This window comes from Paraplanobispora takensis (assembly GCF_016863195.1).
GTDB lineage: Bacteria > Actinomycetota > Actinomycetes > Streptosporangiales > Streptosporangiaceae > Planobispora > Planobispora takensis.
Map to the genome: position 1 here is coordinate 83,463 of NZ_BOOK01000034.1, position 25,319 is coordinate 108,781.

General features: G+C 71.0%; 17 protein-coding genes. 3 read left to right on the forward strand and 14 right to left on the reverse strand.

Annotation, left to right across the window (positions count from 1 at the left end; genetic code table 11):
- Positions 1-54 precede the first annotated feature (54 nt).
- Positions 55-894, reverse strand: coding sequence for a sulfurtransferase (locus Pta02_RS23245; protein WP_203877024.1), 840 nt, complete (start codon positions 892-894; stop codon positions 55-57).
- A gap of 119 nt (positions 895-1,013) precedes the next feature.
- Between Pta02_RS23245 and Pta02_RS23250 the strand changes: the two genes are divergently transcribed.
- On the forward strand, positions 1,014-1,478 hold the full coding sequence (locus tag Pta02_RS23250; RefSeq protein WP_203877025.1) for a MarR family winged helix-turn-helix transcriptional regulator: 465 nt from the start codon (positions 1,014-1,016) through the stop codon (positions 1,476-1,478).
- A 114-nt stretch (positions 1,479-1,592) separates the two neighbouring features.
- On the opposite strand, the gene sppA is transcribed toward Pta02_RS23250, so the two are convergent.
- From sppA to Pta02_RS23280, 6 genes are all read right to left on the reverse strand, one after another.
- Positions 1,593-3,293, reverse strand: a complete 1,701-nt coding sequence (gene sppA / locus Pta02_RS23255) for a signal peptide peptidase SppA (RefSeq protein WP_203877026.1) — start codon at positions 3,291-3,293, stop codon at positions 1,593-1,595.
- Between the two features lie 30 nt (positions 3,294-3,323).
- On the reverse strand, positions 3,324-5,414 hold the full coding sequence (locus tag Pta02_RS23260; RefSeq protein ID WP_203877027.1) for a S8 family peptidase: 2,091 nt from the start codon (positions 5,412-5,414) through the stop codon (positions 3,324-3,326).
- A gap of 268 nt (positions 5,415-5,682) precedes the next feature.
- Complete coding sequence (locus tag Pta02_RS23265) at positions 5,683-6,429, reverse strand: hypothetical protein (RefSeq protein WP_203877028.1); 747 nt, start codon at positions 6,427-6,429, stop codon at positions 5,683-5,685.
- 6 nt (positions 6,430-6,435) lie between these two features.
- Positions 6,436-7,011: a signal peptidase I gene (locus Pta02_RS23270; RefSeq protein ID WP_203877029.1), complete on the reverse strand. Its 576-nt coding sequence runs from the start codon at positions 7,009-7,011 to the stop codon at positions 6,436-6,438.
- 230 nt (positions 7,012-7,241) lie between these two features.
- Positions 7,242-8,888 (reverse strand): glycosyl hydrolase family 18 protein, encoded by a 1,647-nt coding sequence (locus Pta02_RS23275; RefSeq protein WP_239131174.1) that lies wholly within the window; start codon positions 8,886-8,888, stop codon positions 7,242-7,244.
- 337 nt (positions 8,889-9,225) lie between these two features.
- Positions 9,226-9,576, reverse strand: a complete 351-nt coding sequence (locus tag Pta02_RS23280) for a winged helix-turn-helix transcriptional regulator (RefSeq protein WP_203877030.1) — start codon at positions 9,574-9,576, stop codon at positions 9,226-9,228.
- Positions 9,577-9,624: 48 nt separating this feature from the next.
- On the opposite strand from Pta02_RS23280, the gene Pta02_RS23285 reads away from it, so the two are divergent.
- Entirely contained in the window at positions 9,625-10,515 is an 891-nt protein-coding gene (locus tag Pta02_RS23285) for an NAD(P)-dependent oxidoreductase (protein ID WP_203877031.1), read from the forward strand.
- 68 nt (positions 10,516-10,583) lie between these two features.
- Here the strand turns inward: Pta02_RS23285 and glgB are convergent, their stop codons facing one another.
- The 6 genes from glgB to Pta02_RS23315 all read right to left on the reverse strand — a co-directional run bounded on the left by glgB (position 10,584) and on the right by Pta02_RS23315 (position 20,201).
- Positions 10,584-12,797 carry a 1,4-alpha-glucan branching protein GlgB gene (glgB, locus tag Pta02_RS23290; RefSeq protein WP_203877032.1) on the reverse strand — a complete coding sequence of 738 codons (2,214 nt, stop codon included), beginning with the start codon at positions 12,795-12,797 and terminating at the stop codon, positions 10,584-10,586.
- Positions 12,798-12,963: 166 nt separating this feature from the next.
- Complete coding sequence (locus Pta02_RS23295) at positions 12,964-14,127, reverse strand: copper amine oxidase (protein WP_239131175.1); 1,164 nt, start codon at positions 14,125-14,127, stop codon at positions 12,964-12,966.
- A gap of 2 nt (positions 14,128-14,129) precedes the next feature.
- Complete coding sequence (locus Pta02_RS23300; RefSeq protein ID WP_203877034.1) at positions 14,130-14,795, reverse strand: hypothetical protein; 666 nt, start codon at positions 14,793-14,795, stop codon at positions 14,130-14,132.
- A gap of 141 nt (positions 14,796-14,936) precedes the next feature.
- Positions 14,937-16,247, reverse strand: coding sequence for a maltokinase N-terminal cap-like domain-containing protein (locus Pta02_RS23305; RefSeq protein WP_203877035.1), 1,311 nt, complete (start codon positions 16,245-16,247; stop codon positions 14,937-14,939).
- A 2-nt stretch (positions 16,248-16,249) separates the two neighbouring features.
- The gene (gene treS / locus Pta02_RS23310; RefSeq protein ID WP_203877036.1) at positions 16,250-17,953 is read right to left on the reverse strand and encodes a maltose alpha-D-glucosyltransferase; all 1,704 of its coding nucleotides are present in this window, start codon (positions 17,951-17,953) and stop codon (positions 16,250-16,252) included.
- A 100-nt stretch (positions 17,954-18,053) separates the two neighbouring features.
- The gene (locus Pta02_RS23315) at positions 18,054-20,201 is read right to left on the reverse strand and encodes an alpha-1,4-glucan--maltose-1-phosphate maltosyltransferase (protein ID WP_203877037.1); all 2,148 of its coding nucleotides are present in this window, start codon (positions 20,199-20,201) and stop codon (positions 18,054-18,056) included.
- A 346-nt stretch (positions 20,202-20,547) separates the two neighbouring features.
- On the opposite strand from Pta02_RS23315, the gene glgP reads away from it, so the two are divergent.
- Entirely contained in the window at positions 20,548-23,130 is a 2,583-nt protein-coding gene (gene glgP, locus Pta02_RS23320) for an alpha-glucan family phosphorylase (protein ID WP_203877038.1), read from the forward strand.
- Between the two features lie 137 nt (positions 23,131-23,267).
- On the opposite strand, the gene Pta02_RS23325 is transcribed toward glgP, so the two are convergent.
- Positions 23,268-25,265 carry an N-acetylmuramoyl-L-alanine amidase gene (locus Pta02_RS23325; protein WP_203877039.1) on the reverse strand — a complete coding sequence of 666 codons (1,998 nt, stop codon included), beginning with the start codon at positions 25,263-25,265 and terminating at the stop codon, positions 23,268-23,270.
- Positions 25,266-25,319: the final 54 nt, after the last annotated feature.

Genomic DNA, 25,319 nt, shown 5'->3' on the forward strand with positions numbered 1-25,319 from the left:
TAGATTATGTGGTCCCCTGCCCGAATAGCGGCAAGAGAACCTCGACGGGAGGGGTCAGCGCTCGACGGGCACGCCGACCAGGGAGCCGTACTCAACCCAGGAACCGTCGTAGTTCTTGACGGCCGGCAGGTCCAGCAACTGGCTGAGGACGAACCAGGTGTGGGCGCTGCGCTCGCCGATGCGGCAGTAGACGATGGTCTCGCGGTTGCCTTCGGGCTGAAGGTCGACGCCGGCCTGCCCGTACAGGGCGCGCAGTCGCTCGTCGGACTTGAAGGTGCCGTCGTCGTCGGCGGCCTGCGACCACGGGACGTTCTTGGCGGTGGGGACGTGCCCGGCGACCTGGGACTGCTCCTGCGGCAGGTGCGCCGGGGCCAGGATCTTGCCGGTGAACTCGTCCGGGGAGCGCACGTCGACGATGGTCGCGGTGCCGATGGCCGCCACGACCTCGTCGCGGAAGGCCCGGATCGAGGCGTCGGGCTCGGCGGCCCGGTAACGGGTGGCCGGGCGCCGGACGGGTTCGCCGGTCAGCTTCCGGCCCTCCAGCTGCCACTTCTTGCGTCCGCCGTCGAGCAGGCGCACGTCGCCGTGGCCGTAGATCTTGAAGTACCAGTAGGCGTAGGCGGCGAACCAGTTGTTGTTGCCGCCGTACAGGATCACGGTGTCGCCTTCGGCGATGCCCTTGCGGGACATCAGGTCCTCGAAGGCGTCCTTGTCGATGAAGTCGCGGCGGACGGGATCCTGCAGGTCCTCGCGCCAGTCGAGCTTGACGGCGCCGCGGATGTGGTCGATGTCGTAGGCGCGGGTGTCCTCGTCGACCTCGACGAGGACGATCCCGGGGGTGTCGAGGTTGGCCTCCACCCAGTCGGCGTCGACCAGGACGTCTGCACGGCTCATGCGTGTTTCTCCTCAGGCGGCGGGCCGGGCAGACGACTGCTTCGACCACTAACTATTAGTACACTAATCGTTAGGATACTAAATGGGATAACGTGGCAGTAGACGCTGTGGAGGTCTGCATGAGTGACATTGGCGACACCGTCGACCCGCTGTCTCTGGAGAACCAGGTCTGCTTCGCCCTGGCGGTCGCCTCGCGATCGGTGATCGGCCTCTACCGGCCGGTGCTGGAGCCGATGGGGCTGACCCATCCGCAGTATCTGGTGATGCTGGCGCTGTGGCAGCACGCGCCGTTGTCGGTCAAGGAGCTCAGCCGGCTGCTGCAACTGGAGCCGGCCACGCTGTCGCCGCTGCTCAAGCGCCTGGAGACCGCCGGGCTCGTCGAGCGCCGGCGCGCCGCCGCCGACGAGCGCTCCCTGGCGGTGACCCTGACCGAGTCCGGCCGCGCGCTGCGCGGGCAGGCCGAGAAGATCCCCGCGGCGATCGTCGAGCGGCTCGGCATGGACCTGACGGAGCTGCAGGAACTGCACCGGGCGCTGACCCGGGTGATCGCCGCGGCCGGCGAAGCCCACCCCGCCACGGGCTGATGCGCGTCCCGTGCCGCCGTACGGCCTGGGCCGTCCTCAAAACGTGTCCCACGGGTGGGCGGCGCCCGGCCGTCGGCACCGCCGTACCCGCTTTCAGCCTGAGGGCCCGTCCGGCTAGTGGATCGTCCAGGTGCCGGGCAGGATGAGCGGGCCGTACGGCGACAGGCCCAGCTCGCCGGAGAGCCGGGCCAGCGGGCCCCAGGCCTCCAGCCGGACCCGGGCCAGCGCGGCGGACCTGTCCTCGCTGGACTCCGGCGGGCGCAGGCGCTCCAGCGGGTGCAGCTTGGGATAGCTGCGCACGGGGGCGTCGGCCGCCAGCCCGGCCCGCTTGCGGGCCAGTTCGAGGGCGTCCTCCAGGCCGCCGATCTCGTCGACCAGCCCGCCGGCGCGGGCGTCGGAACCGGTCCAGACCCGGCCCCTGGCCAGCTCGTGGGCGCGGTCTCGGGTCAGGCCGCGGCCCTCGGCCACCTTGCCGACGAAGTCGTCGTAGATCCGGTCCAGCCAGGCGTTGACCCGCGCCCACTGCGCCTCGGAGAAGCCGTGCGAGGGAGAGAACATCGCCGCGTTGGCGCCCTCGCTCACGGTCTCGGAGGTCACGCCGATCTTGTCCAGCAGCTCGCCGATGACGGGCTTGCCGCCGAAGACGCCGATCGACCCGGTGAGGGTGCCCGGCTGAGCGATGATCACGTCGGCGGCCATCGAGATGAAGTAGCCCCCGGAGGCGGCCAGGTCTCCCATCGAGACCACGACCGGCTTGCCCGCCTTGCGCAGGAGCACGACCTCGCGCCAGATCGTGTCGGAGGCGACGTAGGAACCGCCGGGGCTGTCCACCCGGAAGACGACCGCCTTCACGTGGTCGTCACGGCGGGCCGCGCGCAGGGCGGCGCTGATCGTGTCGGCGCCCACCGCGCCGCCGCCGCCCAGCGGGCTGCGCCCGCTGCGGCCGAGCCGGATCGCGCCGCTGGCCTGGATCAGGGCCACGACCTGCTCGCCCGGGTGCGGGAGCTTCTTGACCAGGCCGCCGCGGTGGTAGCGGGCGACGTAGAGCAGCAGGGAGTCCGGCCCGGTCTCCCGCTTGACCTCGTCGTAGACCTCGTCGCGGTAGGCGAGGCGGTCGACCAGCCCGGCGTCGACCGCCTCGGAGCCGATGAACGGGCCCTGGTCGATGAGCTCGCGGACCTTGGCCGGGTCGATCCCGCGCCCCTCGGCGACGCCGGCCACGACCTGCTCGGTGACGGACTCGGCGATGCGGGCGATCGACTCGCGGTGCGGCTCGGTCATGTGGTCCTGGGTGAACATGTTCGCGGCCGTCTTGTACTCGTGCCGCTGGCCGAGCTCGTACTCCACGCCGAGCTTGCCGAGCGCGCCCCGCACGAAGCGCTGCTCCAGCGAGACACCGGTCAGCCCGACGTCGCCCGAGGGCTGGAGGTAGACCCGCTCGAAGGCGCTGGCCAGGTAGTAGGGCACGGTGCCCGCGCCGAACTCGCCGAACGTCTCGGCGAACACCACCGTCAGCTTGCCCGCCGCCCGGAACCGGACCACCGCCTGGCGCAGCTCCTGCACCATGGCCAGGCCGAGCGGGTTCGTGCCGATCTTGACGATGAGTCCCTTGACCCGGCTGTCCTGCCGGGCCCGCTTGAGGCCCGACAGCACGTCGGTCAGCCGCGTCTTGCGCATGGACAGGACCGCGCCGAGCGGATCGGTCGGCGGCCTGTCCGTCAGGCCCTCGGTGAGGTCGAGCTCCAGCACCAGAGGGGCGGTCCGTCGCTGCCGGATGCGGTCGACGGTCTCGGTGATCACCTTGGTCGCGTCCATACGCCTCACCCTAAGCGACGCGTCCCGGACTCAGGCGATACGGCGGGCGTTCACATACTTTCGTAGGGTCGAGGTGGACTTGATGAGAGATGTTCCCTTGAGCCGGCGCTTCTCGGCGGCGGCGAGGGCGGTCTTGACCGTGGCCGTGCCGCCGGCCTTCGCGGTGAGGTTGACCGCGCCGTTCGCCCAGTTCAGCCAGGCGGCCAGCAGCTCGCTGTCGAACTCGGCCTTCTTGGTGTCCGCGGTCTTCGCGCCCGGCCTGAGCACCCGGTAGGCCGTGCCCAGCGTGGAGGCGCGCGTCACCTCGGGGAAGACCGCGCTGGCCTTGCCGATCAGGCGCAGATAGCAGCCGAGCGTCTCGTCCGGCAGGCTTCCCTTACCCCGGGTGACCTCTGAGGCCCACTGGGCGGCGGTCAGGGTCCTGGCCGCCCTGCCCCGGACGCACACCGCCGGCGTGCCCGCGGGGGGAGTGGCGGTCACGGTCACGGTGACGGTCACCGTGGGCAGCGGGACGGGCGCCGGGTCCGCCGGAGGCGGGGTGTCCCGCGGGCCGGGGCTCGGCTGCGGCCCGGAGCTGGGCTCCGGGCTGGGGGTGCCCGGGGTGTCCTCGGACGGGTCGTCGGTGGAGTCGTCCCCGGGCTCGGGCTCCTGGCTGACGCCGGGCTGGGGCTCGCCGCCCAGGACCGCGACGCCCAGGTCGAGGCGGGGCGTGGTCGCCCCGGCGTAGGTGATCGGGCGGCCGGCGGTCTTCAGCCTGCCGAGGAGGGCGTCCGGGGCCTCGCCGGGGAACTTCCCGGCCATGAGCGCGAACGCGCCGGCGACGTACGGGGTGGCCATCGAGGTCCCGCTGTAGACCTGGGTGCCGCCGCCGGGGACGGCGGAGTCGATCTCCAGTCCCGGCGCGAACAGGTCGAGCGTGGGGCCGTGGTTGGACCAGGAGGCCACGTGGTCGTCGTCGCCGGTGGCGCCCACGGTCACCGCCCCGGAGAAGCATCCCGGGGCCCCGCCGCCGTTCACGCCGTCGTTGCCCGCGGCGGCGGCGACCGCCACGCCCTTGGCGCGCAGCGCGTCGACCTTCTCCCTCATCGACTGCAGCTCCGCGACGTCGTCGCAGGTTCCCTCGAAGAGGCCGCCGCCGAGGCTGAGGTTGGCCGAGACCAGGCCGGGACGGGAGTCCTTGAGCCGGGCGACGTGGTCGAGGGCCAGCAGGAGCGAGGACTCGTAGGCGGTCAGGCAGACCTCCCCGCCGCCGTCGCCCAGGCAGTCGTTGTCCCGGCTGAAGACCTGGATCGCCACGATGTCCGCGTCCGGGGCGACGGCGTGGGCGATGCCCGCCACGTGGGTGCCGTGGTCGCAGAGGTTGGCGCCGTCGTGCACGCACTTGGCCGTCTCGGCGTCGGCGGAGCCGGGGTCGGCCGTCTGCCCGTTGGGGCACAGGGACTCCACCGTCCCGTCCGCCGCGGAGAAGCACGCCTGCTCCACGACCTTGCCGTTCAGCGCGGGGTGGTCGGCGTCGATCCCGGTGTCGATGATCGCGATCGTCTGCCCGGCCCCCCGCACACCCGCGGCGTGGACCCTGTCCGCGCCGATCACCTGGAGGCCGGAGGCGAGCGAGGCGGGGGAGTAGGTGCGGTCGCGCCGTACCGACACCACCCGGGGGTCCTCGGCCAGCGCGGCCAGGGCCTCGCCGGTCGCCTCGACCACGATGAAGGAGGTGCCCTGCGGCTGGAGCAGGACCTCGGCGTCCGGCAGGGCCTGCGCCTGACCGGCCACCGGGGCGGTCTCGGCGGGGGCGGTCACCTCGACGATGACGCGGGTCCCGTCCGGGTCGGAGGCGAGCCCGTCCTCCAGCTTCGGCGCGTCCCCGGGCGGCGTGTCCCCGGGCGGCGGGGCCTCGGTCTCGGCGGGCGGGGTCTCGGCCGGCGGGGCCTGGGCGGGAGGTGCGCTCTCGGCCGGCGGGTCCCCGGCGCCCGGTGCGGGACTCTCCTGCGCGGCCGGGGGTGGCGCGGCCGGGCTCTCACTGACCGCCGGAGGCGGCGCGGCGGGCTCCTCGGCGAGCGCCGGCGCGGCCGGGACGAGGGTGAGTATGGTCGCCAGGGCCGCGAGGGCTCGAATTCGCACACGTCCTCCGAGGGATGAAACGGGCGATTCGGAGTCTAGGCAGACGATCCCACTTGGTGAATACCTCAGCCCCCATTCAGGGGATCTTCTCAGCGGGCCCTCAGGCCACGGCTCGGCAGGTGATCAACCGTGCGCGCCGGACGAACCCGGCCCGGCGGATGTGAATCCTGCCGGGCACGTGTCCCGTGAGCGGCGCGGAAGAGCCTTCGTCCGGCGTGGACGCCGGAGGGAGGCTCTCGATCTCGATGCAGAGGGCTCGCGCATCCTGTTAGAGGGCCTGGGCCTCCCAGATGTACTTGACCTTGGCGGTCTTGCCCTGGGCGTCGTTGCTCTCCGGGACGGCGGGAAGCAGCCACGACAGCCGGTACCACCTGCTGTCGCCGGGCTGGGCGGTCCACACGTCGGTGTTGCTGTCGGCGAAGTTGCGGGGCAGGTCGGTCATGTGGAAGTCGGCGTTGTTCGCGCTGCCGAACACGTAGGGCGCCTCGGTGTCGCGGACGTAGTTCTCGCACTCGGGGTCGGCCTGGGCCCAGCCCATGTCGGTCTCGACGCTGTTGGTCCCGTGGTCGACGCTCGTCAGCAGGTAGGGGGCCAGGTCGTCCTGCACGTCGGCGTACAGCTTGACGCGGGCGGTCATGGTTCCCATGTAGGTGACCTTGATGCACGTCGATCCGCCCGCGTTGGGCCTGTCGGTCGCGACCACGCCCGTGTCCTGCAACTGCAGCGTCGGGTAGATGTCAGAGGAGTTGACGTTGTTGACGGTGAACGCCGCCGAGGCGAACCGGTCGTTGGCGATCTCGACGCTGCCGGCTTTCCATTCGCTGGTGGAGTTGTCGGTCTGGTCGCTGAAGGCCGCCTGGGAGGCGTTCCAGACGATGGCGGCGCCTCCCACCAGGCCCAGGATCGGGAAGATGCCGATCAGTCCCCGGCTCTTGCGGCGTCGTCTGGGGCGGCGGTGGCCGACCGGCGTGCGGGTGTCCGGCGTCTGAGTCTCACGCTCAGTGATGATGTCCATACTCACTTATCGGCGGCGACGGCCCCTCCGGTAGGAATTCGGCTGGGGCTTCTTCGTCACGGAGGGTACGCACATCAGGCCCAGCCCCAGGAGCGCGGCCACGGCGACGAGGCCGTACTCGCGCTCGTGCAGCCAGACGGCGGGCAGCCCGATGTAGGGGACCAGCAGCCGGGGCAGGCCGATGACCGAGGCCTCCGGCACCGGAGTGGAGTCGGCCTTCTCGTTGGCGTCGCCCTTGGTGATCAGGGGTTTGCCGGGCACGTGCTCGGTCACCCGGTGGATCAGCGTGCTCCCGGGACGGGCCGGGTTGTTCACCAGCACCATCACCCCGGGCACGGCCTGGTCGGCTCCGGTCGGTTCGACGATCACCAGGTCTCCGGGGCGCAGGTGCGGCATCATCGAGCCGGTCATGACGACCTGGCTCTGCCAGCTGAACAGCACGGGGACGAGGGAGACCAGGAGGAAGAGGATGACCGTCCCGCGCGTGAAGCGTGCGGCGATGTCGGCCACCCGCCAGACGGCTCGGCCCAGCCTGCGCAGGCCGGAGGGGAAGGTGGCGACGGGCACTGTGCGCGTGGTCACGATTCAACCGTTCTTTCCGATGGATGATGCCGTCTTATCGGCCGCTGCGGCATCGATCTGAAGAAGGCCCAGAAAAGGCCCGGGAAAGAAAGGACCCCTCATCGGGGGTGCGGCGTCGTGCGGACCGTGCCGGACGGACGCGGCCGGTTCGGGGCGGGAGCCGTACGGCCCGCGGGAACGGCTCGGCCCCCCGCGGCGTGACGCGCACGGAGGGCCGAGTGCCGGAAATATTACTTGAGGCCGTTGGCGATCGCGGTGATCAGCTCACCGTTGGTCGTGTCGCCGCTGGTCTCCCAGAAGAAGGCGCCGCCCAGACCCTGGTTCTTGGCGTAGGCCATCTTGCTGTTGACGGTGGCCGGGGTGTCGTAGCTCCACCACTGGCCGTTGCAGAAGCCGTAGGCCGTGCCGCCGACGGTGCCGGTGGCCGGGCACTTGGTCTTGAGGACCTTGTAGTCCTCGATGCCGGCCTCGTAGGTGCCCGGGGCCGCGCCGGTGGCGGTGCCGCCCGGAGCCGACTGGGTCACCCCGGTCCAGCCGCGGCCGTAGAAGCCGATGCCCAGCAGGATCTTGCTCGCCGGGACGCCCTTGCTCTTGAGCTTCTGGACGGCGGCGTCGGAGTAGTAGCCGGCCTTCGGGATGCCGCTGTAGGAGTTCAGGGCCGAGTGCGGAGCGGTCGGGCCCTTCGCGTCCCAGGCGCCGAAGTAGTCGTAGGTCATCGGCATGAGCCAGTTGAGGTTCGAGACCGCGCCGGCGTAGTCGGCGGCGTCGATCTTGCCGCCGTCGGTGCCGTCGGCGGTGATCGCCGCGGTGATCAGGGCGCTGGAGCCGAACTTGGCGCGCAGCGCGGAGACCAGGTTCTTGAACGCGGCCGGACCGCTGGTGTCACAGCTCAGACCGCAGGCGTTGGGGTACTCCCAGTCGATGTCGATGCCGTCGAACACGTCGGCCCAGCGCGGGTCCTCGACCAGGTCGTGGCAGGACTGGGCGAACGCGGCCGGGTTGGCCGCGGCCTGGGTGAAGCCGCCCGACCAGGTCCAGCCGCCGAAGGACCAGATGACCTTGATGTTCGGGTAGGCCTTCTTCAGCTTGCGCAGCTGGTTGAAGTTGCCGCGCAGCGGCTGGTCCCAGGTGTCGGCGACGCCGTCGACGCTCTGGTCGGCGGTGTAGGCCTTGTCGTAGTCGGCGTAGGAGTCGCCGATGGTGCACTTGCCGCCGGTGGTGTTGCCGAAGGCGTACAGGATGTGGGTCAGCTTCGAGGCGGAACCGTTGGTGACCAGGTTCTTGACGTGGAAGTTGCGACCGTAGACGCCCCAGTTGGTGAAGTAGCCGACGACCTTCTTGCCCGAGGGGTTGGGGTCGACCGTCGGCGTCACGGTGGGCGTCGCCGTCGGCGTGGCGGTGGGGGTCACCGTGGGCTTGACGGTGGGCGTGGCCGTGGGGGTGGCCGTCGGCGTCACGGTGGGCGTCGCCGTGGGGGTGCCGCCCGTGCCGGAGCAGGAGGCGCCGTTGAGCTTGCAGTTCGTCAGGCCGCTCAGCCCGCCCGGAGCGCCGACGAACCCGAAGCTCAGCGAGGCGCCGGCCGCGATGCCGCCGTTCCACGACTTGTTGACGAAGGTGTAGTGGTTGCCGCTCTTGGTCATGTCGGCGTCCCAGGCCGACGAGAGCGAGGTGCCGGAGGGGAGATCGAACTCGACCTTCCAGCTGCTCAGAGCGGTGCTGCCCGCCTTGACGGTGACCTTCCCCTGGAAGCCGGAGCCCCAGTCGGAGTCGGTGGCGTAGGTCGCGGTGGCGGGGGTCGCGGCGTCGGCGGTGCCGAGTCCCAGCGGGACTAACAGCGCGGTGGCCGCGAGCAGAGAGCCGATGGTGATGCGTCGCAAGGGTCGCTCCAGGTCAAAGAGTACTTGGCCCCCGTACTCATAGGAAAGTTTCCTATTAGTTAAGGAGAGTAAGACTCTGTTCGCGCAACGGTCAATGCCCTTGGAGGCGCCATAAGACGGATTTAAGGTCCGGCTAATCCACCGGATAAGCGAAGGGCCGGTCATACATAGGGTGATCGGCCGTTCACGGGAGGGCAGCCGCTCCGGTCCCCGGGCATGGCCACCTTTTTGTGGGTACTTGCCGGGCGGGTACGGCGGGCCGAAGCTTGGTCGTGGGCGGGCGGCCGTCGGGGCCCGGGGAAGCGGGGAGGTGGGTCGTGCTCCGGCCGGAGGGGGCTCAGGGAGCCGGTTGGGAGGCGGCCAGCTTCTCCAGGCGGCGGTGGCCCCAGTCGGAGAGGGGCTCCAGGGCCTCGGAGAGGTCACGCCCGAACGGCGTCAGGGAGTACTCCGTCCTCAGCGGCCACGCGTCGTGCGCCTGCCGGTGGACCAGGCCGTCGCCCTCCATCTCCCGCAGCGTCTGAGTCAGCACCTTCTCGGTGAGGCCCGGCAGCCGCCGGAGCAGCTCGCTGGGGCGGTGCGGGCCGGATTCCAGCAGCCACAGCAGGATCGTCTTCCACTTGCCGTCGATCACGGCGATCGCGGCGGTCACCCCGCAGACGTTCGGGTCCTGGGCACGGCTGCGCGTCATCGTCGTCTCCTCTGTCAGCGATCACTCATTCTTCCAAGGAGCTGAGGCATGCCCTCGACTACCGAACAGTCTGCCGTCACCGTGCTCGGCCTGGGGCCGATGGGCCGGGCGCTGGCCGGCGCCTTCCTGGACGCCGGACTGCCGACCACGGTCTGGAACCGGACCCCGGGCAGGGACCGGGACCTGGTCGCGCGGGGCGCGAGCGGCGCCGTCTCACCGGAGGAGGCGGTCGCCGCGAGCGGGCTGACCGTGGTCTGCGTGGTGAACTACGACGCGGTGGACGCCATCGTGCGGCGCGAGGCGGTCACCGCCGCGCTCAAGGGGCGCACGATGGTGAACCTGACCGCCGACGTCCCCGCACGGGCCCGGGAGAGCGCGGACTGGGCGGCCGGGCACGGCATCGGGTACCTGGACGGCGCGATCATGACGCCGACCGTGACCATCGGGACGCCGGGGGCGGTCTTCCTGCACAGCGGCCCGGAGGAGCTCTACCGCAGGCACCGGGCGGTGCTGGACGTCCTGGGCGGGACCCACACCCACCTCGGTACGGAGATCGGCCGGGCGGCCGCCTACGACATCGCGTTGCTCGACGTCTTCTGGACCGCGATGGCCGGCTACGCGCACGCGCTGGCCGTGGCCAGGGCGGAGGGCGTCACCGCGCGGGAGCTGGCGCCGTTCGCCAAGGGCATCGGGGCGATCCTCCCGCCGATCTTCGAGCAGGGGGCGGAGGAGGTCGACGCCGGCACCTTCTCCGGCGAGGGCAACCCCATCACCTCGGCGGTGTCGTCCATGGCCCACATCGTCCACGTCTCGGAGTCCCACGGCATCGACGCGGGCGTGATGCGCGCCGCCGAGGGCCTGGCCCGCCGCGCCGTCGGCCGCGGCCACGGCGCCGACGGTTTCCTGCGGATCACCGAGCTCCTGAACCCCCGCCGGTGAACCGCCGGGCTGAAGCCTCCCCCGGCCCCGGGGGCCCGGATCGGGCTTCCCGGGACCGGGCGGGGTGATCACTCCACCTCGTCCTCGGCCAGCAGGGGCTCCGGGGCGGACTCCGGGGCGGGCGCGGGCGGGGTGTGGCGCAGCCAGAGGGTGGCCAGGGGCGGGACGCGCAGGTGGACGGAGTAAGGCAGGCCGTGGTGGGGTTCCTCGACGGCCTCGACGGCGCCCATGTTGCCCACGCCGCTGCCGGCGTAGTCGTAGGCGTCGGTGTTGACGACCTCCTCCCACGCGCCGTCGTACGGCAGGCCGAGGTGGTAGTCCTCGTGCGGGCCGCCGGAGAAGTTGGCCACGCAGGCCAGGGCGGAGCCGTCGGCGTCGTAGCGCAGGAAGGAGAAGACGTTGCCGGAGGCGTCGTCGGCGTCGATCCAGCGGAAACCCTCGGGGGAGTGGTCCAGCCGCCACAGGGCGGGGGTCTCCCGGTAGATCCGGTTGAGGTCGCGCACCAGCCGCTGCACGCCCTTGTGCCCGTCGAACTCGAGCACCCACCAGTCGAGCCCGCGCTCCTCCGACCACTCCGAGCCCTGGCCGAACTCCCCTCCCATGAACAGCAGCTGCTTGCCGGGGTGGGCCCACATGAACGCGAACAGCGCCCGCAGGTTGGCGAAGCGCTGCCACTCGTCACCGGGCATCTTGCCCAGCAGCGAGCCCTTGCCGTGCACGACCTCGTCGTGCGAGAGGGGCAGCACGAAGTTCTCCGAGTAGGCGTACATCAGGGAGAACGTCATCTGGTGGTGGTGGTACTGCCGGAAGACCGGCTCGTGCCGGAGATAGGCCAGGGTGTCGTGCATCCAGCCCATGTTCCACTTGAAGCCGAAGCCCAGGCCGCCGAGGTAGGCGGGCCGGGAGACGCCCGGCCAGGCCGTCGACTCCTCGGCGATCGTGACGATCCCGGGGGCCTCGCGGTAGGAGACGGAGTTCATCTCCTTGAGGAACTCCACCGCGTCGAGGTTCTCCCGCCCGCCGTACTGGTTGGGCGTCCACTCGCCCTCGCGCCGCGAGTAGTCGAGATAGAGCATCGAGGCGACCGCGTCCACCCGCAGGCCGTCGATGTGGAACTCGCGCAGCCAGTAGGTTGCGTTGGCGACCAGGAAGTTGCGCACCTCGCGGCGGCCGAAGTCGAAGATGTAGGTGCCCCACTCGGGGTGCTCGCCCCTGGCCGGGTCGGCGTGCTCGTACAGCGGGGTGCCGTCGAAGCGGGCCAGCGCCCAGGCGTCCATCGGGAAGTGCGCGGGCACCCAGTCGAGCAGCACCCCGATCCCCGCCTCGTGCAGCTTGTCCACCAGGTGGCGGAACTCGTCCGGCGAGCCGAAGCGGGACGTCGGGGCGTAGTAGGAGGTCACCTGGTACCCCCAGGAGCCGCCGAACGGGTGCTCGGCCACGGGCAGCAGCTCCACGTGCGTGAAGCCCATCTCCTTGACGTAGTCGACCAGCTCCGTGGCCATCTCCCGGTAGGACAGGCCGGGCCGCCAGGAGCCCAGGTGCACCTCGTAGATGCTCATCGGCCCTTCCAGGGCCCTGCGCGCGGGGCGCTCGATCATCCAGGCGTCGTCGTTCCAGGTGTAGTCCGACCGGTCGACCACCGAGGCGGTCGCGGGCGGCAGCTCGGTGCGGCGGGCCATCGGGTCGGCCTTGTCCCGCCAGATCCCGTCCGCGCCCAGGATGGCGAACTTGTAGCGCTCGCCCTCCGCCAGGCCGGGGATGAACAGCTCCCAGACGCCCGAGCGGCCCAGCGAGCGCATGGGGTGACCGGACCCGTTCCAGTGGTTGAAGTCGCCGATCACCCGGACCCCGCGCGCGTTCGGCGCCCAGACGGTGAAGGCGACGCCGTCGGTGTCCTCGTGCCGCGTCAGCCGGGCGCCGAGCGCCTCCCAGAGCCGCTCGTGGCGCCCCTCGCCGATCAGATGGAGGTCCACCTCGCCCAGGGTGGGCCAGTAACGGTAGGGGTCGGGGGTCTCGTGCGGCTCACCGTCGCCGTAGAAGGCGCGGATCCGGTAGTCGGGGATCTTGTCCAGCCCGGGGACCGTCACCGCGAACACCCCGTAGGCCATGTGCTCCATGTCGTGGGCCTGACCGTCCACGACCGCCTGGACCTTCTCCGCCATCGGCCGCAGCGCCCGGACGGTCACCCCGCCGGGTCCGGGATGCGCGCCGAGGATCGAATGCGGATCGTGGTGCGCCCCGCCCGCCAACCGGTTCAGGTCCAGGTCCAGGTGCACGTTCATGGATCACTCCCGATAGATGGACGATATCCCCTAACCCTGCCCGCTCGGCGGCGTTCAACCCACCCCATCCGTGGCCTGGTGGGAAAGATGTTCTCATCGTCTTACGCCGTTCTCCCGGAAACGGGAAGATCACCCGGGCCCGGGACCCCGGGTGGGATTCCTCCGCTCAGCGCGGGTTCTCCGCCGTCACGTCACGCGGGGTGATGCGGAAGCCCTGCCAGTGGGTGGGCATGGGGTCGGCGTCCTCGTCGCGGGCGACGTGGTGGTAGCTCACGCCCACCCAGACGACCGGGTCGGTGAGCCGCTCGCCGTCGACGTAGCGGTCGACGCTCTGCGCGCAGTCGGGGGCGGGGTTGGTGGTGGCCAGGCGCTCGCAGGCGCGGTACTGGCTGACGTAGAGGTCGGCGCGGGTGAAGGCCTCGTCGTCGGGGCCGCGGTACTCGGCGCTGTCGGAGTTGCCGATCTCCCAGGAGACGCGGTGCCCGTCGGCGTTGAGGGTGCCGGAGTCGGCCACCCGCCACCAGCGCGTCCGCCGGTTGACGGCCGCGGTCTCCTCGGTGAGCACCTTGCGGCTGAGCGCGCGCCTGGCCGTCCCGGAGCCGGTGAAGTCGTACTGCTCCACGACGTCGCCGCCCCGGCCGGCGACGTCGAAGTCGAGTCGCCAGAAGACGTTGTGGCTGTGGCTCTGCTCGACGTGCGTGCTGCCCCGCTTGGTCGGCCAGCCGTACTCGGGCGCGGCGGTGAAGCCGGACAGCGACCCCGTGGCGCCCACCCGCGGAGTGATCGCGCCGTCGTCGGAGAAGGCCCACTCGACCAGGTAGGTGTACCAGCCGACCTGGAAGGCGGCGTACACCACGAGCTCGCTGCCCTGCGCCGAGAGGTTCGGCTCACCGGGGCGCGGCTTCAGGTAGGCGTGGCCGCGCGGCCGTACGCCCACGCAGACGAACTGCTCGCGGCGCTCGCCGCCGGGGCAGTCGGCCTCCTGCAGCACGACGGCGTTCTCGCCGAGGGTGCCGATGTCGTGGAAGCGGGGCTCGCCGCTGTCGTAGGGCACGTGGATCTGGGCCAGCGCGGTGCTGCGCAGCACGCTGATCGGGGCGCCGCCCACCGGGGTGTAGACGACGTCGGCCAGGGTCAGCCCCTCGATGGTGCGCATCTCCCAGCACAGCCGCCAGGCGGCTCCGCCCGGCAGGGTCCGCTCGATCCGGTACGGCGCGCCGCACGAGGGCGCCTGCGCCGCGGAGGCGTGCGCCCCCGGAGGGACGTGCGCCGCCCCGGTGAGGCCGGCGACGAGCGCGGCGCAGGAGAGGATCAGCAGGGGGAGCCTCACGGTCACCATTCCAGGGTCAGGATCTTCTTGGCCGACAGGTCGACGACGGTCCGGGTGGTGTTCAGCCACGTGCCGTCCGGGAGCCGGACGAGCAGCCGGACGCACCGGTGGGACGCGCAGTCCCGGGCGGCGCGGTCCTCGGGACGCGGGTTGAAGATCAGCGCCCGCAGGCCCAGCTCGGCGGGGGAGCGCAGCAGCCTGCCCGTCACCCCGGCGTAGGCCGCGCGGACCGCCCGGCCGTGCCGCGGGTCGGCCAGCAGGAGCTCGGCGGCCCTGGTCTCCTCGCTCCCGGAGGGCGGAGCCTGCACGCCCCTCCCCGCTCTTTCGGCCACGACCCGGCCCGAGCCGAGATCGACGGTGCGCACGATGAGCCGGTTGGCGCCGTAGTCGTAGATGTAGGCGTCGGCCCGCCGCCGGCCCGCGGCGGCCTTGTCGTCGTCGCGTTCGACGTAGAGGAACTCCACCCGCCCGCTCGTCATGCGCGTCCGCAGCGTCGCCGAGGCGACCTTCTCCGCCCGGGTGACCTCCTCACCGGTCAGCGGGTCGCCCGGCAGCGGGGACCGCGCCGGCGCGCCGGCGGCCTGCAGGTCCTTCCCGCCGCCCAGCAGGAACAACGATCCCGCCAGGGCCGCGGCCCCCGCGATCGCCGCCGTCCGCCCTCGCCCCATGGGCGCTCCTTACTCTTCGCTTTCGTTTGTATGCGAAGAGTAAAGCCTTTCGGGCCCATAGGAGGGGAGAACGCCGGTGTTCGCAGGGTGTCGGAGGGATGAGCGGGTCGGTGCCGGTGTCGGAAGGCGCCCGGCGGGATGTCAGTGCTGGAAGGCGGCCAGCGGGATGGGCAGCCAGGACGGGCGGTTGCGCGCCTCGTAGCCCACCTCGTAGACGGCCTTGGCCAGCTCCAGGGCGCGCAGCAGGACGGCGTCCTCGCCGCGCAGGCGCCCGCCGCCGGCCGAGTAGCCGGCCAGGAACGACGAGCGGTTCAGCTCGGCCCACTCGGCGGCCTGCGGCAGCAGGTTCTGCGCTTCGGGATGGTCGGCCAGCAGGTGGCGGGCGGCGTAGTCGAACGAGCGGAGCATCCCGGCCACGTCGCGCAGGGGGGAGTTCAGCGCCCGGCGCTCGGCCAGGGGCTGGCCCGGCTCCCCCTCGAAGTCGAGGATGACCCAGTCCGTCGGAGTGCGCATGACCTGCCCGAGGTGGTAGTCGCCGTGGACGCGCTGGACGGGGACCTCGTGGGCCACCTCGCAGACCCGCCGGTAGGCCTCCTCGGCCACGTGGGCGTGCTCGGCGAGCTGGGGGACCTCGGCGACGGTCTGCTCCAGGCGGCGGAGGTACTCCTCCATCAGGCGCCTGACCTCCGGCGGATCCATCACGCCGGTCGGGAAGGCGTCGGCCAGTTCGTGGTGCACCTCGGCGGTGGCGGTGCCGAGCCGGAAGGACTCGGAGCTGAAGTCGCCGCCCGCGTCGGAGGCCGACTCCTGGGGCCAGGCGTACAGATCGCGCACGCTCGCCAGGGCCAGGGCCCAGCCGTCGTTGGAGTTGGCCAGGAACTCCTGCGTCATCGCCAGCGTGGTGGGCTCGCCGTCGAGGTCGGTCTCGATCCAGCCGTACGGCTGCGCGATGTGCGCGGCCTTGCGGGCGGCCAGCGCGTTGACTATCTCCAGCTCCGGGTTGACGCCCGGGATCAGGCGGCGGAACAGCTTGCAGATGTAGGCGTCGCCGTACACCAGTGAGGTGTTGGACTGCTCGACGCCGAGGACGAGGCTGCGCAGCGAGGTGTCGATGTGCACGTCGTCCAGGTGGCGGAAGCGGAGCGGGCCGATGTCGCGGCCCTCGGCCATCGCCTCCAGCAGCGTCGTGGTGAGGTCGGCGTCGTGGGCCGCGTCGTAGAAGCCCGAGCCGATCAGCGCGTGCCGGAACTTGTCGGGCACGTCGTCGGCGCAGCAGCCCAGCAGGATCTGGTAGCGGTCGTGCGTGCCGGCCTGGTGGACCGAGACGATGAGGTGGCGAAGGCCCCGGGACAGTTCGATGTCGGAGTCGATGTCGAGCTTGTCGATCGGTCGCCCCTTACCGGCGAACCACCGCTGATGTGCTATCCAGCCGGTAAGGAGCTCCGTCAGCATGGCTACGCCTCCTGGGTCGCGGGTGGCAGGGTGAACCAATAGAACCCATGCCCAGGAAGCGTCAAAAGATACGGAAGTTCACCAATCGGAGGAAATGGGACCCCGCCCATGGTCTCCACCGGGACGGATCCTTCGAACCTCCGCAGGTCGAGTTCGACCGGCTGCGGGAACCGCGAGAGGTTGTTGACGCAGAGCATGCGGTCCTCGCCGAGTTCGCGCACGTAGGCGAGCACGCTCGGGTTGGAGGAGTTCAGCTCGGCGTAGGAGCCGAGGCCGAAGACCGGGTGACGCTTGCGGATCTCGATCATCCGCTTGGTCCAGTGCAGCAGGGAGCCGCTGCTCTTCTGCTGCGCCTCCACGTTGATCGCCTGGTAGCCGTAGATCGGGTCCATGATGATCGGCAGGTAGAGCCGGCCGGGGTCGCAGTCGGAGAACCCGGCGTTGCGGTCGGGGTTCCACTGCATCGGGGTGCGCACGCCGTCGCGGTCGCCGAGCCAGATGTTGTCGCCCATGCCGATCTCATCGCCGTAGTAGAGCACGGGGGAGCCCGGCAGTGACAGCAGCAGCGCGGTGAACAGCTCGATCTGGTTGCGGTCGTTCTCCAGCAGCGGGGCCAGGCGGCGCCGGATGCCCACGTTGGCGCGCATCCGGGGATCCTTGGCGTACTCGGAGTACATGTAGTCGCGCTCGTCGTCGGTCACCATCTCGAGCGTGAGCTCGTCGTGGTTGCGCAGGAAGATGCCCCACTGGCAGTGCTCGGGGATCTTCGGCGTCTGGGCCATGATCTCCGAGATCGGATAGCGGGACTCCCGGCGCACGGCCATGAAGATGCGCGGCATCAGCGGGAAGTGGAAGGCCATGTGGCACTCGTCGCCCCCGGTGGCCGGGTCGCCGAAGTACTCCACCACGTCGGCCGGCCACTGGTTGGCCTCGGCCAGCAGCACCCGGTCCGGGTAGAGGCGGTCCACCTCGGCCCGGACCCGCTTGAGGTACTCGTGCGTCCTGGGCAGGTTCTCGCAGTTGGTGCCCTCCTGCTCGAACAGGTAGGGGATGGCGTCCATCCGGAACCCGTCGATGCCCAGGTCCAGCCAGAACCGCAGCACCTCCAGCATCGCGTCCTGCACGTCCGGGTTCTCGTAGTTGAGGTCCGGCTGGTGGTGGAAGAAGCGGTGCCAGTAGTACTGCTGGCGCACCGGGTCGTAGGTCCAGTTGGACGTCTCGGTGTCGATGAAGATGATCCGGGCGTCCTGGTAGCGCTCGTCGGTGTCGGACCAGACGTAGAAGTCGCCGAAGGGACCCTCCGGGTCGTGCCGGGAGGCCTGGAACCACGGGTGCTGGTCGCTGGTGTGGTTCATCACCAGGTCGGCGATGACCCGCATGCCCCGCTTGTGGGCCTCGTCCACCAGCTTCACGAAGTCCCCGAGGTCGCCGAACTCGGGGAGGATCTTCATGAAGTCCGCGATGTCGTAGCCGCCGTCCCGCAGCGGCGACTCGTACAGCGGCAGCAACCACAGGCAGTCCACGCCCAGCCACTGGAGATAGTCCAGTTTCTGGATGAGGCCGCGGATGTCCCCGGTGCCGTCCCCGTTGGAGTCGGCGAACCCGCGGATCAGCACCTCGTAGAAGACGGCGCGCTTGAACCAGTACGGATCTCGCGGCTCTTCCTCGTCGAAGGTGTTCGGGATGGGTTCGGACAGATGGCTCACGCTGCCTCCCTCCCCGACAGCGCTCGCAGACTGCCGTGCTCGGTGGTTCGCTGACTCACGTAGGACTCCCCGCTGCTCTGCCGGAGTGCGCCCGGCCGTATCACCTGTGGTTGGCCGCTCCGCGCACGGTGAAGACATGCGCGGGGTGGACGTGGGGATCGAGACGTACGTAGTTCGACTCCCGCCAGCGGTACGACTCGCCGGACAGTTCGTCGTCCACGACGAACTCGGCTTGCCAGTCGAGGCCGAGGGCGGGCATGTCGAGGGACACCGTCGCCTCGTGGGTGTGGTGCGGATCGAGATTGACCACTGCCAGAACGACGTCGCCCAGGCCGTGCCGTCGTGAGGCCGTGTCATGGGAGCCCGCCAGGCGCTTGGAGAAGCAGACCATGTTCGGGTTGTCGACGTTGTGGAACCGTAGATTACGCAATTCCTGGAGTGCCGGGTGGGCTCTTCGGAACAAATTCAGCCGCGTGATGAACGGCGCCAGGCTGCGTCCCTCTCGCTCCGCTTCGAACCAGTTGCGCGGTTTGTACTGATATTTCTCGCTATCAAGGTATTCTTCACTGCCGGGCCGAACCGGGACATTCTCTCCCAATTCATATCCCGCATAAACGCCCCAGGTCGGCGACGTCAGAGCTGCGAGGACCGCTCTGATGCGGAATGCCGGAATCCCTCCCTGCTGAAGATATTCGTGAAGGATGTCCGGCGTGTTGACGAAAAGGTTCGGCCGCAGGAAGTGCGAGGTCTCCCGGGAGAGCTCCGTCAAATAGGTCTCGACGTCGTACTTGGAGTTCTTCCACGTGAAGTACGTGTACGACTGGTGGAACCCGACCTTGGCCAGCGCCTGCATCATCGCCGGGCGGGTGAAGGCCTCGGACAGGAACAGCACGTCGGGGTCGGTGGAGTGGATGTCGCCCAGCAGGCGCTCCCAGAACGCCACCGGCTTGGTGTGCGGGTTGTCCACCCGGAAGATCCGCACGCCGTGGTCCATCCACAGCTTCACCACCCGCTTGACCTCGGCGTAGATGCCCTCCGGGTCGTTGTCGAAGTTGAGCGGGTAGATGTCCTGGTACTTCTTCGGCGGGTTCTCCGCGTAGGCGATCGAGCCGTCGGCGCGGATGTTGAACCACTCCGGGTGCTCCTTGACCCACGGGTGGTCGGGCGAGCACTGCAGGGCCAGGTCGAGGGCGACCTCCATGCCCAGCTCGCGGGTCTTGGCCACGAAGGCGTCGAAGTCCTCGAAGCTCCCCAGATCCGGGTGGATCGCGTCGTGCCCGCCCTCCTCCGAGCCGATCGCCCAGGGCGAGCCCGGGTCGTACTGCTCGGGCGTCAGGGTGTTGTTGCGCCCCTTGCGGAAGCTGTTGCCGATCGGGTGGATCGGCGGCAGGTAGACGACGTCGAAGCCCATCCGCGCCACGGCGGGCAGCCGCTCGGCCGCGGTCCGGAAGGTCCCGGACTTCGGGGCGACGCCCGGCTCGACGACCGCGCCCTCCGAGCGGGGGAAGAACTCGTACCAGGACCCCACCAGCGCCCGGCGCCGGTGGACCACGATCGCGTGCCGGGGCGACTTGGTCACCAGGTCCCGCAGCGGGTGCGCGCGCAGCAGCTGCGCCGTCTCGGGAAGCTGGACCGCCGCGAAACGGGCCCGCGGGTCGATGGCCTCGTCGCGCAGCTTGGCCGCCACCGACAGCAGCGCCGCGCGGTGCCCGCACGCGTTGCCGTTGCCCCGCGCGCCGTTGCCGTTCTCGCCGTGACCGTTCCCGCCGGCGTGGGCGGCGGAGGCCTCGGAGCCCTCCGCGCTCTCGGCCTCCTCCTCGTCCGCGGAGCCGTACCTGGCCGTGCAGTCGGCCACGCGTACGGCCTTGGCCGCGCGCTCGAAGAGCCGGGCGCCCTCCTCGCACATCAGGTCCGCGTCCATGTCCCGCGGGATCTTGATGCCCGCGTCGTGCATCCAGGTGGCGATGGGATCACTCCACGCCTCGATGCGGAAGTGCCAGGTGCCCTCGGCGGGCAGGGTCACCTCCACACCCCATCGATCAGTTCCGGGGGCCAGCTCGCGCATGCGGAGCAGCGGCCCGCGCGTGCCGTCCGGGCCGATCAGCACGGCTCCGGCGGCCACCGCGTCGTGCCCCTCGCGGAACACGACGGCGGTGATCTCGAAGGTCTCACCCGCGGCGGCCTTGGCGGGACGGCGTCCGCACTCGACGGCGGGGTGAATGTCCTGGATAGGGATTCGTCCGATCATCGCGTCTCACGGTAGCGACGGCACACCCGGTACCGTCGGGAGATTTCGGGCAAGAAAGACCCCTTGCTTCTTCAAGCATCCCTTTGAACGTCACCGGGGCAAGACGGCGGGGCCGCCCCGGTGCGGACGGCAGGATGCAGGGACGGGCGGCCACAGGTTGGGTTGCCCCAATAGTCGTCTTTCATGCCTGGGATCGGAAGAGTCGCGAGTCCCGCTCGTCAATCCCGCCGGGACGCGCGGCAGTCACCTCGGCGCGCCGTGTTTGGAGGCAGGTCATAGCGGTGAGGGGGAGACGCGTGAGCATTTTGGTCGCCCGCGTGGCGCTGAGTACATAGGGTCTGGCAGCGTGAGAGCTATCCGCAGGTTCACCGTCCGAACCGTTCTTCCTTCGGAGCTGGCCTCCCTCAGCGAGCTCGTGCACAACCTACGGTGGTCATGGCACCCCGAGACACTCGACTTGTTCTCCGAGGTCGATCCGGAGACGTGGGAGCGGGTCGGCCACGACCCCGTGGCCCTGCTCGGCGCCGTCGAGCCCGAACGTCTCAGGGAACTGGCCGCAGACCGCCGGTTCCTGCGTCGGCTCGCCGACGCGGCAGACGACTTGCGTGAGTACATGACCGCCCCGCGCTGGTACCAGTCCCTCCCGGACGCCGCGCGGGCCATCGCCTACTTCTCGCCCGAGTACGGCATCGCGGCCGCCCTCCCGCAGTACTCCGGGGGACTGGGCATCCTCGCCGGAGACCACCTCAAGGCGGCCAGCGACCTGGGCGTGCCGGTCCTGGCGGTCGGCCTCCTCTACCGGCACGGCTACTTCACCCAGTCCCTCTCGCCCGAGGGCTGGCAGCTGGAGCACTATCCGTCACTCGACCCGGGCGGCCTGCCGCTGACCCTCCTGAAGGAGGAGGACGGCACGCCGGTCAAGATCGCGATCGGCCTGCCCGAGCACCGCACGCTCCACGCCCAGGTGTGGGTCCTGCAGGTGGGCCGCGTCCCGCTGCTGCTGCTCGACTCCGACGTGGCGGAGAACGACCCCGCCGCCCGCGACGTCACCGACCGCCTGTACGGCGGCGGCACCGACCACCGGCTGAAGCAGGAGCTGCTGCTGGGCATCGGCGGCGTCCGGGCCATCCGCGCCTACTGCCGCATCACCGGCCACGCCGAGCCCGAGGTGTTCCACACCAACGAGGGGCACGCGGGCTTCCTCGGCCTGGAGCGCATCCGCGAGCTCACCGAGGCCCGCCTCTCCTTCGACGAGGCGCTGGAGGCGGTCCGCGCGGGGACCGTCTTCACCACCCACACGCCCGTCCCCGCGGGGATCGACCGCTTCCCCTCCGAGATGATCGCCCGCCAGTTCGGCGGCGAGAACGCCTGGCCCACCGTCCCGGTGGACCGCATCCTGGCGCTGGGCGCCGAGGAGGAGCCGGGCAAGTTCAACATGGCCGCGATGGGCATGCGGCTGGCCCAGCGGGTCAACGGCGTCTCGGAGCTGCACGGCGAGGTCAGCCGGGAGATGTTCCAGCGGCTCTGGCCGGGCTTCGACGTGGACGAGGTGCCGATCGGGTCGATCACCAACGGCGTGCACGCGCCCACCTGGGTCGGCCGCGAGATCATGGAGCTGGCCGGGCGGGAGCTGCCCTCCCTGGTGGAGAAGGCCCAGGGCTGGGAGGGCGTCAGCAAGATCTCCGACGAGGAGATCTGGAGCATCCGCGGCAAGCTGCGCGCTCGCCTGGTCACGGCGGCGCGGGAGCGCCTGCGGCGCTCGTGGCTCGACCGCGGGGCCTCGCGGGCCGAGCTGGGCTGGATCGACGACGCCCTCGACCCCGAGGTGCTGACCATCGGCTTCGCCCGGCGGGTGCCCTCCTACAAGCGGCTCACCCTGATGCTGAACGACCCGGTGCGCCTGCGCGGACTGCTGCTCGACCCCGACAAGCCGGTCCAGATCGTGATCGCCGGAAAGGCCCACCCCGCCGACGAGGGCGGCAAGAAGCTCATCCAGCAGATCGTGAAGTTCGCCGACCAGGAGAGCGTGCGCCACCGCATCGTCTTCCTGCCCGACTACGACATGGCGCTGGGCCAGCTCATGGTCCAGGGCTGCGACGTGTGGATGAACAACCCGCTGCGGCCCCTGGAGGCGTGCGGGACCAGCGGCATGAAGGCCGCGCTGAACGGCGGCCTCAACCTGTCGATCCGCGACGGCTGGTGGGACGAGTGGTACGACGGCACCAACGGCTGGGCCATCCCCACCGCCGACGGCGTCGCCGACCCCGACCGCCGCGACGAGCTGGAGTCCGCCGCGCTGTACGACCTGGTCGACCACGAGGTGGCCGACCGGTTCTACGACCGCCAGGGCGACGGCCTGCCCCGCCGCTGGCTGGAGATGGTCCGCCACACGCTGACCTCCCTGGGCCCCAAGGTCCTGGCCGGCCGGATGCTCCGCGACTACGTGGTGAACCTCTACGTCCCCGCGGCGGAGTCGGCGCGCACCCTGCAGAGCGGGACCTACGAGCAGGCCAAGACCTTCGCCTCCTGGAAGCTGCGGGTCACCCGGGCCTGGCCGGGCGTGCGGGTCGAGCACGTGGAGGCCTCAGGGCTGGGCGACACCCCCGAGGTGGGGGCCAGGCTGGAGCTGCGGACCACGATCGCCCTGGGCGAGCTGGAGTCCGGCGACGTCCAGGTCCAGGTCGCCTACGGCCGGGTCGGGGCCCATGACGAGCTGCTCTCTCCCGCCTACGCGACCCTGAGCCTGGAGAACAGGGGCGACGACGGCAGGGCCGTCTTCGGCGGCACGCTCCCGCTGGAGAGCACCGGGGCCTTCGGCTACACCGTCCGCGTCGTCCCGCGGCACTCTCTGATGGCCTCCTCCGCGGAGCTCGGCCTGGTCGCCGTGCCCGAGGAGCCCGCCGGCATGACCAACGGCACCCTGCGCTGACCGGGTCGCGGGCGACCCGCCCGCGCGGGGACAGGAACGACCGGCCGTCGTGAGGGCCGGTGCGGACCGGGTTCCGGGGGATCTGCGTCCCCCCGGAGCCCGGTCCGTCCCATGAGGCCGTTCCATCAGACCGGGACTCACGAGGCCGAGACGACCACGTCGTCCGCCCTGACGAACATGACCCGGTGGCCGAACTGGATCTGGTAGTACCGCAGCTCGCCGCGGACCACGACGTGCTGCGAGGCGTCGAAGGTCACCGCCCGGTAGTACTCCCCCCGGGCGGCGAGCCCCAGGGCGTACTTCTCGCCGGCCGAGAACGTGTACTGCAACGGCGTGATCGCCTGCACCGGCACGCCCTCCGGATAGGCCGCGGGCTCGGGGTAGGCCCTGCCGTACACCGGGACGGTCGCCAGACCCGTCCTGGGGGTGACCACCGGGCCGCGCGCGGGGACGGCCGTCGGCCGGTCGGCGGGGTTGTGGAACCAGGCCTTCTGGCCGAGGTACCAGATCGCCGTCCAGTCCCCCCGCCGCTCGGCGACCGCGTAGCGCTGGCCGGTGGCGGCGCGGGCGCTGTGGTCGTAGACGCTGTAGAGCGACTCCCCGCTCGGGTGTTTGCCGATGTCCCTGACGAGCGGGGCGTCCTCGCGCGGCTCGGTGCGCAGCCAGACCGACGACGAGCCGTGCGGGGGGCACGCCGCCTGCGGGGCGGCCGGGTCGCAGCCGGAGTAGTACGGCCGGTGCGCATCGTAGTCCGGCAGGATCATCACCGATCCGGCGTCCGGGCCGCCCCGGCCGTGCAGCGGCCTGCCGAGCAGCTCGAAGTAGCGCGCCCAGTCCCAGTAGGGCCCGGGGTCCTCGTGCATGCCGCGCACCGTGCCCGGCAGGGTGCCCGGCACGTTGTCGTGGCCGATGACGTGCGCGCGGTCCAGCGGGACGCCGTGCCGCAGGGCGAGATAGCGCACCAGCCTGGCCGAGGCGCGGTACATCGCCTCGGTGTACCAGGCGCCGCCCCGGCCCAGGAAACCCTCGTGCTCCAGGCCGATCGCCTTGGCGTTGACGTACCAGTTGCCCGCGTGCCACCCGACGTCCTCGGTCCTGATGTGCTGGGCGATGTGGCCGTCGGCGGACCGCAGGGAGTAGTGCCAGCTGGCGGGGCGCGCCGGGTCGAGCACCAGGTTCACCGAAGGCTGGAAGTAGCCCTCCATGTCGTGGATGACGATGTATTCGACCTTCTGGTTGCGGGGCCGGTCCGACAGGTCGTGGTTGCCGTAGTCGCCCTCGCCCAGGTCGGCGTACGGCGCGGGGATCCACTCGCACGAGACGGTGACCGGGCACTCGGCGCCGTCGCGGCGCGGCGGGCGCAGCCCCAGTCTCTCCAGCCGGCGGACGACCTTCTTCAGGCCGGGCACCGCCTTCAGGGTGACCTTCTGCCCGTCGTCGGTGACCCGCTCGGCGCCCTCCCGGATCACGGCGTAGACCTCGTCGGCGAAGACCCCGGCGGCCTCGGCCTCGGCGGCGCCCGAGTAGCGGGCCACCGCGCCGTACCACTCGGCGGGGTCGCCGCCGAGAGGGGCGCCGAGCCGCCGCTGGTGGTCGGCCAGCAGGGCCGCCCCGCCCCGGATGTTGACGGCGGGATCGGTGCGCAGCGCCTGACGGCTCGCGCCGGTGAGCTCGGCGGCCCGCTCCAGCGTCCTGAGCGGGGCGGGGACCTCGGCGGGCGGCTCCGGCACGGTCTTCCGGGCCGGGCCGGGACGGCTCTCGTCGCCGCGGGGATCCTCCTCGCCGTCGTGGTGACCGGTCGCCCGGCCCGCCGACTCCGCGGCCAGGGCGGCGGCGTCGGTGAGGTGCATCGGGCCGAACCCGGCGGAGTTGCTCGGCAGGCCCGCGTTGGCGTCCCAGCGCGACTGCAGGTAGGACACGCCGAGCAGGACACTCTCCGGCACGCCGTACTCCCCGGCCGCCTCGGCGAAGGCGGCCTGCCGCTCGCCGGGATCCACCCGTGTGCCGGGCGCCCCCGCGACGCGGCCGTGCGTGGTGGGATGCCACGCGCGGGCCTGGGCCGACGGGGCCGCGAGGAGACCGCAGGCGGCCACGATGAGCGCGGCCGAGACCCGGAACGGCGCCGATCGTCGCATGGACGCTCCTCGACTGGGGGACCCGTCCCCGCCAGCGTGCGAAGTGGAGATCGG

Excerpts from the sequence above, each read along its gene's own strand:
- Pta02_RS23245 (WP_203877024.1), bottom strand. The coding sequence starts at position 894 with ATGAGCCGTGCAGACGTCCTGGTCGACGCCGACTGGGTGGAGGCCAAC.
- Pta02_RS23250 (WP_203877025.1), top strand. The coding sequence starts at position 1,014 with ATGAGTGACATTGGCGACACCGTCGACCCGCTGTCTCTGGAGAACCAG.
- sppA (WP_203877026.1), bottom strand. The coding sequence starts at position 3,293 with ATGGACGCGACCAAGGTGATCACCGAGACCGTCGACCGCATCCGGCAG.
- Pta02_RS23265 (WP_203877028.1), bottom strand. The coding sequence starts at position 6,429 with ATGGACATCATCACTGAGCGTGAGACTCAGACGCCGGACACCCGCACG.
- Pta02_RS23280 (WP_203877030.1), bottom strand. The coding sequence starts at position 9,576 with ATGACGCGCAGCCGTGCCCAGGACCCGAACGTCTGCGGGGTGACCGCC.
- Pta02_RS23285 (WP_203877031.1), top strand. The coding sequence starts at position 9,625 with ATGCCCTCGACTACCGAACAGTCTGCCGTCACCGTGCTCGGCCTGGGG.
- glgB (WP_203877032.1), bottom strand. The coding sequence starts at position 12,797 with ATGAACGTGCACCTGGACCTGGACCTGAACCGGTTGGCGGGCGGGGCG.
- Pta02_RS23300 (WP_203877034.1), bottom strand. The coding sequence starts at position 14,795 with ATGGGGCGAGGGCGGACGGCGGCGATCGCGGGGGCCGCGGCCCTGGCG.
- Pta02_RS23305 (WP_203877035.1), bottom strand. The coding sequence starts at position 16,247 with ATGCTGACGGAGCTCCTTACCGGCTGGATAGCACATCAGCGGTGGTTC.
- Pta02_RS23315 (WP_203877037.1), bottom strand. The coding sequence starts at position 20,201 with ATGATCGGACGAATCCCTATCCAGGACATTCACCCCGCCGTCGAGTGC.
- Pta02_RS23325 (WP_203877039.1), bottom strand. The coding sequence starts at position 25,265 with ATGCGACGATCGGCGCCGTTCCGGGTCTCGGCCGCGCTCATCGTGGCC.